Origin of the sequence: Cryobacterium sp. 10I5 (assembly GCF_035019865.1) — a bacterium.
GTDB lineage: Bacteria > Actinomycetota > Actinomycetes > Actinomycetales > Microbacteriaceae > Cryobacterium > Cryobacterium breve_A.
Genome location: NZ_JASJVI010000181.1, coordinates 1 through 2,078, shown reverse-complemented (window position 1 = coordinate 2,078; position 2,078 = coordinate 1). Strand labels below are relative to the sequence as shown.

Below are 2,078 nucleotides of genomic sequence, written 5' to 3'. Positions count from 1 at the left end.
AACGGGCCGCGGGTGCGGGTCAGGAAGATGGTGAGATGCCCTGCCACCGAAAGCTTCAGGTACATCAGGGTTTGGATATGGTCGCGATCGAGGTGGAAGACATTCTCGGCCAGATAGAAGAGTCCGAAGGCGGAGATGACTCCGGCAACTCCGAGCACGGTCGATATGCCCAGCACCAGACGCATGTTCCACGCCTCTGGAGCCTTCCGATACTTCACGTTGTCGTAGGCGATCGACAGGATTGCCCCGTCGTTCAGAATGGCGAGCATCACGATCATGATCGCGGTGACGGGGTAGAAGTTGAAGACCAGGATCGAGACGGTCATGAACAAAAGCACGCGCAGGGTCTCTGCGATGCGGTAGATGGCGTAGGAGTTCATCCGCTGGAAGATCCGGCGGCTCTCCTCGATTGCCTTGATGATGACGGACAGACCAGGGGTGAGCAGAACGATGGCGGCCGCGGCCCTGGCGGCGTCAGTCGCTCCCGAGACTGCGATCCCGCAGTCCGCCTTCTTCAGTGCGGGCGCGTCATTGACGCCGTCTCCCGTCATCCCGACAATGTGACCGCGCTTCTGCAGCACGTCGACGATGTGGTATTTGTGCTCGGGGAAGACCTGGGCGAACCCATCAGCTGTTTCGATGGATTCCCCGACCGCCGGGGTCTCCTTCTTCTTCACGTCGCCCAGGCCTGACGCGTCGAGGATGTTCGTGCCGAGACCGACCTTGGCGGCGGTTTCCTTCGCGATCGCGATCGCGTCACCGGTGACCATCTTCACCGTCACACCCATCGCTTTCGCTGTGGCGATGGTGGATGCGGCGTCCTCGCGAGGCGGGTCGAAGAGCGGGAGGACACCCAGGAACTGCCACGTTCCCTGTCCTTCTGCGCGGGCCACACCCAGAGACCGGAAGCCGCGTGCGGCGAAGTCATTCACAGCGGTGTCAACGGCGGAGGTGATGTCCGCGGAATTGTCGGCGAGAGAGAGGATGACCTGGGGTGCGCCCTTGGTGACCTTGAACGTCGCGCCCCGGTCGTCGGTGACGGTGGCTTCGGTGCGTTTGTGAACCGGGTCGAAGGGTTGGTAGTGCGTGACCGTGTAGGCATCCATCGCGGTCTTCTCCGGGAGACCGCCGAGGACGGCGAGGTCGATGGGGTCATCGTTTTCCGCGCGGGAAGCCAACGCACCCGCGAGCACGATATCCGCGGCCGAAACACCGTCAAGGCTGAACGGGTCGCCCAGGGTCAGCGCGTTGCGGGTGAGTGTGCCCGTCTTATCCGCGCACAGGATGTCTACGCCGGCGAGTTCCTCGATCGCCACCAATTTGCTGACGATGGCCTTTTCCCGGGCCAGCAGCCGTGCACCGACCGCCATGGTGACCGACAGCACGGTCGGCATCGCGACGGGGATAGCCGCAACCGTGAGCACGAGCGCGAATTGCAGTGTCGTCAGGATCGGGTCGCCCCGGAGCGTCGACACCACCACGATCACGGTCACCAACGCGAGGGCGAGGAGGATGAGGTAGTTGCCGATCTTCAGGACGGCCTTCTGGAAGTGGCTGACGGTGTGGGCGTCCTGCACCAGTCCGGCCGTCTTGCCGAAGCTGGTGTGGGCGCCGGTGGCATAGACCAGGGCGCCGATCTCGCCGCGGCGCACGATCGAACCCGAGAACACCGCATCCCCGGCCGCGCACGTCACGGGCAGTGACTCGCCGGTCAGCGCGGACTGGTCGACCTCGATCTCGTCGCCCTCCAGCAGCCGGGCGTCCGCGGGAACGATATCCCCCAGCCGCAGCCGGATCACGTCTCCCGGCACCAGTTCACGGGCGGCGGGCGTGACCCAGGCGCCGTCACGTCGAACCCGGGCATTGATAGCGAGCGTGTCCTTCAGGGCGGCGATGGCGTTTCCGGCCTGGCGCTCCTCGAAGAACCCGACCAAAGCGTTCGCCATGAGAAGCACCAGGATAATGAAGAAGTCGGGCCAGTGCCCGACCACTCCGGACAGGACCACGGCCACTTCGATCATCCACGGAATCGGGCCCCAGAAGTAGGAAAGAAACTTCAGAAGCGGGTTCGTCGTATG

The 2,078-nt window shown here is 64.0% G+C and carries 1 protein-coding gene; it reads right to left on the bottom strand.

Annotation, left to right across the window (positions count from 1 at the left end):
* Positions 1-2,021, bottom strand: a 2,021-nt coding sequence (locus QN350_RS19530) for a plasma-membrane proton-efflux P-type ATPase (protein ID WP_323517170.1), incomplete at its 3' end; no start/stop codon positions are given.
* Positions 2,022-2,078: the final 57 nt, after the last annotated feature.